General features: G+C 69.4%; 1 protein-coding gene. It reads left to right on the top strand.

Annotated elements, in window-relative coordinates:
• Positions 1–10,263: SDR family NAD(P)-dependent oxidoreductase (locus tag AC3WR5_RS33190; RefSeq protein WP_492490060.1), on the top strand; the 10,263-nt coding region annotated here is incomplete at both ends.

Consider the following 10,263-nt stretch of genomic DNA (forward strand, 5'->3'; position numbering starts at 1 on the left):
GCGCGCATCAGCCTGCCGGATGCGGCGCCGCAGGGCGTCTACCAACTGCACCCCAGCCTGCTGGACGCGGCCTTGCAGGCCACGCTGGGCTTGCAGGCGGAGAACGCGCCGCTGAGCCTGCCGTTTGCGCTGGGTGCGCTGGAAGTGCTGGCGCCTTGCGCGGCGGAGATGTGGGCGGTCGTGCGCAGAAGTGCCGGCAGCAATGCAGGTGATGCGGTGCAGCGGCTGGACATCGACCTGTGCGATGAGCAGGGCAATGTCTGCGTGCGCTTGGGGCAGTTCAGCTTGCGCTCGTCCATTGCCGGTGCTGCGCGCGTCGAGCCCTTGCCGCCGCCACGGGCTGCCGCGCCCCAGGCATCGATCCAGACGCTGCTGCTGCAGCCGAGCTGGACCGCGCAAGCGGCAGCGCCGGCAACGGGCGACGCATTTGCTCGGCATGTCGTGCTGCTGTGTGGCGTGGAGGCCACCGATCTGGCAGAGCGTCTGCCCGGCATCGTCTGCCTGACACCTGCCAATGACGGTGCCCTGGCGCAACGCTTCGAATCCGCTGCCATCGGGTTGCTCGGACAACTGCAGGCGCTGACCAACCAGCCCGGCAGGCACCTGATCCAGGTGCTCGTCCCGGCGACCGGCGAAGGCCAGGTCCTGGCGGGCCTGGGCGGCATGCTGCGCACGGCGCAAGTGGAGAACCCGCGCATCACCGGCCAGGTGATCGGCGTGCAGCCCGGGCAGGACCTTGCGCAGGCCTTGCTGGACAACTGCGGCAGCAACGCGCGGCAGGTGCGATACACCGGCAGCGGTGAGCGTGAAGTCGCTGCTTGGACGGAACTTGCGGTGGCGGCTGATGTCGCCTCGCCATGGAAGCCACACGGCGTCTACCTGATCACCGGTGGCGCCGGCGGCCTGGGCCTGATCTTCGCGCGGGAGATCGCGCGCCACGCCAGGAACGCGGTGCTGATCCTGACCGGCCGTTCGGCATTGAACGAAGGCATCCAGGCCAGCATTCGCGAGCTGGAAACGCTGGGTGCCGTGGTGCGCTATCACGCGGTCGACGTCAGCGACGGCACGGCCTTGACACAGCTGCTGCACAGCATTCCCGAGGAGTTCGAAGGACTGGACGGCATCGTCCACAGCGCCGGGGTGCTGCGCGACAGCTTGATCGCCAGGAAGACGCCGCAGCAATTGCGCGAGGTGTTGGCCGCCAAGGTGGCCGGCACGATGCACCTCGACGAGGCCAGCCGCGACATGGCGCTGGACTTCTTCATCTGCTTCTCATCGATTGCCGGTGCGCTGGGCAATGCCGGGCAGGCAGACTATGCGGCGGCCAATGCGTTCATGGACGCGTTTGCACAGCATCGCAGCGCCCTCGTGGCGCAAGGCAAACGCCGGGGGCAAACCCTGTCGCTGAACTGGCCGCTGTGGGACGAAGGTGGCATGCAGGTCGATGCGGCCACACGCAAGCTGCTGAGCCAGCAGTTCGGCCTGCACCCGCTGACCACCGAGTACGGCGTGCTGGCCTTGCGGCGGGCGCTGGCGAGTGCTCGCCATCAATGCTTGGTCGTCGCGGGCGAGGCCGCCCGCATCCGGCCGTGGCTGCTGGGCGAGCCTGCGTCGAAGGCAGAAACCTTGCCGCCTGTGACGCAGCCCCAAGCGGCAGGCAGCCTGCTGGACCCTGAGGCCTTGTCTGAAGGCCTGAAGCGTCAACTGGTGGCCATGGTCTCGGCGCTGATCAAGGTCAGGCCGGAGGACATCGACGGCGAGACGGCCCTGAGCGAATACGGCTTCGACTCGGTCTCGCTGGCCGAATTCGGCGCTGCGCTGAACCAGCGGTACCAGCTCGACCTGAAGCCGACCATCTTCTTCGAACACCCGACGCTGGACGGGCTGGCGGGCCACCTGGCACGGGAACACCATGCGGCGCTGGCGCCGCGGTTCGCCGGGGCGGCCAGCATGCTGCCCACGGCGCCGCCGGCCGTGGCGCCACCGGCGCACCAGCGCACCGGTTCGCGTGGCCGCAATCTCTTCAACCAGCGACAGGCAACCGCAAGCCGAAGGCCGGTGGTTGACGAGCCCATCGCCATCATCGGCATGAGCGGCCACTTCCCGCAGGCCCGGAACATCGCCGAGTTCTGGCGCAACCTGCAGGCCGGCAAGGACTGCATCAGCGAGGTACCGCGCGAGCGCTGGGACTGGCAGGCCTGGTTCGGCGACCCGATCACCGAAGACAACAAGACCAACGTCAAGTGGGGCGGCTTCATCGAGGGTGTCGACGAATTCGACCCGATGTTCTTCGGCATCTCGCCGAAGGAGGCCGAGCTGATGGACCCTCAGCAGCGGCTGATGATGGCCCAGGTCTGGAAGGCGCTGGAGGACGCCGGCTATGCAGGCACGGCGCTGGCGGGAAGCGACACGGCGATCTACGTCGGCACCGGGGCGACCGGCTACGGCACGCTGCTGAACCGCGCACGCCTGGCTGGCGAAGCCTATGCCGCGACCGGCGGCGTGCCCTCGGTCGGCCCCAACCGGCTCAGCTACCTGTTCGACTGGCATGGCGCGAGCGAGCCGGTGGAAACCGCCTGCTCCAGCTCGCTGGTGGCGCTGCGGCGCGGGGTGGCGGCGCTGCAGAAGGGCGAGGCTTCGGTGGCCGTCGTCGGCGGGGTCAACACCCTTGTTGCGCCCGAAGCGCATGTCAGCTTCAACAAGGCCGGCATGCTGAGCGAGGACGGCCGGTGCAAGACCTTTGCCAGCAAGGCCAACGGCTATGTGCGCGGCGAAGGCGTGGCGATGCTGGTGCTCAAGCGCCTGTCGGATGCCGAGCGCGACGGCGACCACATCCACGGCCTGGTGCGCGGCAGCGCGGAGAACCACGGCGGGCGCGCCAATTCGCTCACGGCCCCGAACCCGGTGGCGCAGGCCGCGGTGATCGCCAAGGCGCACCGCAATGCCGGCATCGACCCCCGCACCGTGAGCTACATCGAGGCGCACGGCACCGGCACTCCGCTGGGCGACCCGGTGGAGATCAACGGGCTCAAGGCCGCGTTCAAGGAGCTTTACGCGGCCACCGGCGACAGCGAAGTCGCAGCACCGCACTGCGGCCTCGGCTCGGTCAAGACCAACATCGGCCACCTGGAACTCGCAGCCGGTGTGGCGGGCGTCGTCAAGGTGCTGCTGCAGATGAAGCACAAGACCCTGGTCAAGAGCCTGCACAGCGAGACGCTGAACCCCTACATCGACCTGGACGGCAGCCCGTTCTACGTGGTGCAGGAGGCACGCGAATGGGCTGCGCTGCATGACGAACAGGGCCGGCCGCTGCCGCGCCGCGCGGGCGTGAGTTCGTTCGGCTTTGGTGGCGTGAATGCACACGTGGTGCTGGAGGAGTACATCGCGCCGGCAGCTGCCACGGCTGACGCAGGCCCTGTCGCCGTCGTGCTCTCGGCGCGCAGCGAGTCTCAACTCGCCGAACAGGTGCGGCAGTTGCTTGCTGCCATCGAAGCCGAGCCCGGCATCGTGCTGGCCGACCTGGCCTACACGCTGCAGGTGGGGCGCAAGGCCATGGAGGAGCGGCTCGCGCTGATCGTCAGTTCGCTGGCGGAGCTGCGCGAGAAGCTCGCCGACCACCTTGCCGGCAAGCTCGCCATGGCCGAGGTCTACCGGGGCCAGGTCAAGGCGCACAAGGACACGCTGGCCGCGCTGGCGGGTGACGAGGACATGGCCGCCATCGCCGAGGCCTGGATGGCCAAGGGCAAGCTGGGCAAGCTGCTGGACCTGTGGGTCAAGGGCATGGCGGTGGATTGGCAGCGCCTCTACGGCGCGGTGCGGCCACGCCGCGTCAGCCTGCCGACCTATCCCTTTGCCCGCGAGCGGCATTGGGTGCGGACGGACGATGCAAAGCCAGCCGGCGCTGCCGCGACGGCAGCCCTGCATCCGCTGCTTCACCGCAACACCTCGGACCTGGACGGCTTGCGCTTCAGCACGCAGCTGAGCGGCGAGGCCTTTTTCCTGGCCGATCATGTGGTGCGCGAGGCGCGTGTGCTTCCCGCTGCGGCACAGCTGGAGATGGCGCGCCAGGCCGCAAGCAAAGTGCTGGGCGAGGCCGGTCGCATCGCCTTGCATGACGTGGCCTGGCAGCGTCCGATCCTGGTGGGCGAGGGCGGCTTGCAGGTGCATGTGGCGCTGTACCCGGAGGCGAACGGCGAGCTCGGTTTCGAGATTCGCGGCGAAGGCGCTGGCGACGAGGCTGTGGTCTACAGCCACGGCGTGGCCAGGTCCGTTCTGGCGGAAGCGCACGCCGAGGTCCACGACCTGGCGGCGCTGCGCCAACGCTGCGACGCGGCGCATCTCAGCGGCGCGCAGTGCCAGGAGCGCTTCGCCCGCATGGGCTTGCGCTACGGCCCCGCGTTCCGCGGCTTGCACGAGCTGTTTGTCGGCGCCGGCCAGGTGCTGGCACGGCTGGTTTTGCCCGAGGCGGCGCAGGCCACCTGGCCGGACTACCAGCTGCACCCCAGTCTGGTGGACGCGGCCCTGCAGGCCACGCTGGGCCTGCAAGTGGGCGAGCCTCAGTTGATGCTGCCCTTTGCGCTTGGCAGCCTGGAGACCTTCACGCCGTGCACCTTGGCGATGTGGGCCATCGCGCAGCGCAGCCCCGGCAGCCAGGCCGGTGAGTCCGTGCAACGCTTCGACATCGACCTCTGCGACGAGCAGGGTGCCGTCTGCGTGCGCCTGCGGCAGTTCGGCGTGCGCTCGCCAATGGGCAGTGCCCCGCAGGACGACAGGCCGGTGCCTGCCGCCGTGCCCGCCCCGGCTGGCAGCGCGCTGCAGGACAAGGTCAGGCGCATGCTGGTCGAGATGGTGTCGCAGCTGATCAAGGTCAAGCCGGAGGACATCGATGGCGACACGGCGCTCAGCGAATACGGTTTCGACTCCATCTCGCTGACCGAATTCGGCAATGCGCTGAACCAGCAATACCGGATCGATGTGAAGCCGACGATCTTCTTCGAGCATCCAACGCTGGACGCGCTGGCCGGCCACCTGGCGAGCGAGCATCACGCGGCACTCGCACCGCTGCTCGCACCAGCAGTCGCCGAGATGACAGACGCCATGGCCCCCGTGCTCGCGCAGGAACCTGCGGGTGAACGGCCCCGGTCGCGCGGGCGCGCCAGCGTGGCCCGCCCGGCAGCGGTGGCGAGCCGGCGCCAGGCGCTGGACGAGCCCATCGCCATCATCGGCATGAGCGGGCAGTTCCCACAGGCGCCGGACCTTGAGGCCTTCTGGCGCGTGCTGGCCCAGGGCCAGGACTGCATCACCGAGATCCCGCCCGAGCGCTGGGACTGGCGCGAATGGTTCGGCGACCCGGCGCACGAGCAGAACCGCACCCACATCAAGTGGGGCGGCTTCATGGCCGGCATCGATCAGTTCGACCCCATGTTCTTCGGCATCTCGCCGAAGGAAGCCAGGCTGATGGACCCGCAGCAGCGGCTGATGATGATGCACGTCTGGAAGGCGCTGGAGGATGCCGGTTACGCGGGCCCTACGCTGGCGGGCAGCGACACGGCGATCTACGTCGGCACCGGTGCGGCAGGCTACGGCACGCTGCTGAACCGCGTGAGCCTGGGCGGCGAAGCCTACTCGTCCACCGGTGGCGTGCCCTCGGTGGGGCCCAACCGGATGAGTTATTTCCTCGACTGGCATGGGCCCAGCGAGCCGGTGGAAACGGCCTGCTCCAGCTCGCTGGTGGCGCTGCGGCGGGCCATCCTGGCGATCCAGCGTGGCGACTGCGGCCTGGCCATCGCCGGTGGCGTGAACACCATGGTCACGCCGGAGATGCACATCAGCTTCAACAAGGCCGGCATGCTGAGCGAGGATGGCCGCTGCAAGACCTTCGCCAGCAACGCCAACGGCTATGTACGCGGCGAAGGCGTGGCGATGCTGGTGCTCAAGCGCCTGTCGGACGCCGAGCGCGACGGCGACCACATCCACGGCCTGGTGCGCGGCAGCGCGGAGAACCACGGCGGGCGCGCCAATTCGCTGACGGCCCCGAACCCGGTGGCGCAGGCCGCGGTGATCGCCAAGGCACACCGCAACGCTGGCATCGACCCGCGCACCGTGAGCTACATCGAAGCCCACGGCACCGGCACGCCGCTGGGTGATCCGGTCGAGATCAACGGGCTCAAGGCCGCGTTCAAGGAGCTTTACGCTGCCACCGGCGACAGCGCAGTGGCGTCACCGCACTGCGGCCTCGGCTCGGTCAAGACCAACATCGGCCACCTGGAACTCGCAGCCGGTGTGGCGGGCGTCGTCAAGGTGCTGCTGCAGATGAAGCACAAGACCCTGGTCAAGAGCCTGCACAGCGAGACGCTGAACCCCTACATCGACCTGGACGGCAGCCCGTTCTACGTGGTGCAGGAGGCACGCGAATGGGAAGCGCTGCGTGACGCGCAGGGCCGGCCGCTGCCGCGCCGGGCGGGCGTGAGCTCGTTCGGCTTTGGCGGGGTGAATGCACACGTGGTGCTGGAGGAGTACGTCGCGCCGGCGGCTGCGGCTGTGGATGCCGGGCCGGTCGCGGTGGTGCTCTCGGCGCGCAATGAAGAGCGCTTGCTTGCGCAGGCGCGCCAGCTCTCGGCTTTCATCGCCTTGCTGGAAAACGCAGGCCTTGACCTGAACGACCTGGCCTACACGCTGCAGGTCGGGCGCGAGGCCATGGAAGAGCGGCTGGCCCTGGTCGCAGGATCGCTGGACGAGTTGCGCGACAAGCTGGCGCGTTTCCTGGCCGGCGAGCCTAGCGTGGAAGTCTGCCATCGCGGCCAGGTCCGGCCGCACAAGGCAGCCATGGCGGCCCTGCTGGCGGACGAAGACCATGCGCAAGCCGTGCGCGGCTGGCTGGCGAATGCCGAGCTGGACCCTTTGCTGGCCCTGTGGGTCAAGGGCTTTGCGCTGGACTGGGCGGCGTTGCACGGCACGCACCCGCGGCGCCGCATCAGCTTGCCGACCTATGCCTTCGCCCAGGAACGCCACTGGGTGCCAGGCGGCGCCGTGCGCCCGGGCGACGCAGCCAACGAAGCCGTGCCGCCAGCCGCACGCGAAACCCAACCCAAGCGGAACACCTCCGAGATGATCGATTCGATTGCTGCAAATCCAGCGCGGGCCGCGGATGAGCGCTTGCGTGAAAAAAGCATCCTGCAGATCAGGCAGCTGATCAGCGAGGGCGTCGGGCTGCCGGTGGAAACCATCCGGGCCCACATCGGCTTCGACGAATACGGCATCGACTCCATCCTGGCGCTGGAGCTGACCAATGCCCTGCGCGACTCGATCGGGGCCGAGGGCATCGGCACCTCGCTGTTCTTCGAGCATCCGACCATCGAGCGCCTGGTCGACCATTTCATGCAGACCGAGGCCGAGGCCTTGCGGCGCTGGACGGGTCTGGACCGCGTTGCGGTGCCGAGTCCCGTCGCCCCTGCAGTGGTCTCCCCATGGGTGAGCGAGCCTGAGGCGAGGCCTGGCTTCGACGTGGCCATCGTCGGCCTCGCCGGGCGCTACCCGCAGGCCGCCGATGTCGGCGAGCTCTGGGCCCACCTCGCGGGGACGCCTCGGCCTGCCCCGGCCGCGCCCGAGACCGAGCTGTGGAACGAGGCCCGCGGGTTCGATCCCCGGTTCTTCGGCCTCAGCCCGCAGCAGGCCCAGGCGATGGGGCCGCAGGCGCGGCTTTTCCTGCAGCAGGTGCATGCGAGCGTCGAAGAAGCGGGCTACACACCTGCCCGGCTGGCGCGCAGCCGGAAGATCGGCCTGTTTGTCGGTGTGAGCCACGAGCGCGGCTGGGCCATTGCCGACCAGGTGTCGCAGTGCTTCGATTTCCAGGGCCCCGGCATGGCCGTGGACACTGCCGGTGCGTCCGCTTTGACGGCGGTGCACCTGGCCGTCGACAGCCTGCGCAGCGGCGACAGCGAGGTGGCCATTGCCGGCGGCGTGGACGGCGAGGCCGTCGGCGCGCTGGTGCTCAAGCCGCTGCATCGTGCGCTGGCCGATGGCGATCACGTCCATGGCGTGATCAAGGGCAGTGCGGTGAGCTCACCGGGCAGGACGCGTGGCGATGCCGCATCCCGTGCTGCGCAGCAGGCCCGGTTGGTCGGCGAGGCGTTGCAGCGGGCGGGGGTCGATGCGCGGGCGGTTCGCTACGTGGCGACGCAGGCGGCCAGCGGCCTGCTTGGCCTGAGCAAGCTGCTGCTGCAGATGAAGCACCAGACCTTGCTGCCGGAGGCTGGTTCGCAGCTGACCCACTGGCGCCGCCCGGTGCTGGCCCTGGACGCCCAGCCGTGCGAGTTGCCAAGGATGGCGGGCGTCTCTTCGTTCGGGCCTGCCGGCGCCAATGCCCATGTGGTGATCGCGGAGCACATCCCGCCGCTGGAGGTGGACGAGGCAGTTAACGCGAGCCAGGGACCGGCGCTGGTGCTGCTGTCGGCCCGCGACGAGGCTGCGCTGCGGCGGCAGGCGCAGCGGCTGCTGGCGGCCATCGCCACGCCGCAGGCCACAGCGGGGCTGACGCTGGCCAACCTGGCCTACACCCTGCAGGTCGGCCGCGAGGCCATGGCAGAGCGCCTGGCGCTGCGGGTGGATTCGCTGGACGATTTGCGGGCCAAGCTGGCCGCTTTCATCGCGGGCAGCTTGCAGCTTGGCGGCCTGCATCGCGGGCAAGCCGGGCGGCAGGCGCTGGCCGCGCTGCTGGACGACGAGGACATGGACGCCACCGTGCGGGCCTGGATTGCCAAGGGCAAGTTCGGCAAGCTGGCCGATCTGTGGGCCCAAGGCCTCGACCTGGACTGGCAGCGCCTGCACCCAGCCGCGGATGGCGCTGCCCGTCCCAAGCGGATCAGCTTGCCCACCTATCCTTTTGCTGCTGAGTTTGCGGGTGACTCTCTTGCGGCCGGCGTGGAGCCGGCCATGCCACCCCAGGAGCCGGCGGAGCCTGAACCGCCGGCACCCGCCGCTGCCGAACGGGCTGCGCCGGCGGCCGTCAAGCCCATGCCGCGGCAAGCGGGCAGGACCTCGTGGCCGCTGTCGTTCGCGCAGCAGCGACTGTGGTTCCTGGACCAGTACGAGCCGGGCCTGGCCATCTACAACATCCCGGCCGCCGTGCGGCTGACGGGCCGGCTGGACACCGACGCGCTGGCGCGCACGCTCAACGAGATCGTGCGCCGCCACGAGGCGCTGCGCACCTCGTTCGCGATGGAAGCGGGCGAGCCGGTGCAGGTCATCGCGCCAGCGCTGGTGTTGCCGCTGCAGACGCTGGACCTCAGCGGCCTGCCCACAGCGCAGCGCGAGGCACAAACCCGTGAACAGCTGCAAGCTGAGGCGGACCAGCCGTTCGACCTGGCGACCGGCCCGCTGATCCGCTTCCGCCTGCTGCGGCTGGCCAGCGATGCGCACCTGCTGCTGGTGACCATGCACCACATCGTCTCGGACGGCTGGTCCATGGGCATCGTGGTGCAGGAGGTGGCGGCCCTGTACCGGTCCTTCCTGCAGGGCCTGCCGCCGGCCTTGCCGGCCTTGCCCATCCAGTATGCGGACTTTGCCGAATGGCAACGCCAGCGCCTGAGCGGCGGCCTGCTGGCACGGCAGCTGGGCTACTGGCAGCGCAAGCTGGAGGGCAGCCCGCAGCTGCTGGCCCTGCCCACGGATCGGCCGCGGCCGACCAAGCTGGCCCACCGCGGCGCGGCGCTGCCGTTCACCGTGCCGGCGGCTGACGTGGCCGGCCTGCGGGCGCTGGGTCACCAGGCGCAGGGCACGCTGTTCATGGCGCTGTGCGCGGCCTTCAATCTGCTGATGGCGCGGCATTCGGGCCAGGGCGACATCTGCATCGGCACGCCCATCGCCAACCGCAACCGCACCGAAATCGAGAACCTGATCGGCTTCTTCGTCAACACGCTGGTGCTGCGCACCCAGGTGGACCTGGCGCAGGACTTCCTCAGCCTGCTGCGGCAAGTTCGGCAGACCACGCTGGAAGCCTACGATCACCAGGACGTGCCCTTCGAACAACTGGTCGAGGCCGTGCGGCCGGAGCGGCACACCAGCTACTCGCCCTTGTTCCAGGTGATGCTGGTGCTGCAGAACGCGCCGATGACCGGGCTGGTTTTGCCTGGCCTGCGCGCCGAGCTGATGCAGGCCGAGCGAGTGACGGCGAAGTTTGACCTGACCTTGACGCTGACCGAAGACCCGCAAGGCCTGCACGGCGAGCTGGAGTACAGCACCGACCTGTTCGAAGCCGCCACCATC

The sequence above is a fragment of the Ideonella sp. FW305-24 genome, from assembly GCF_058788035.1.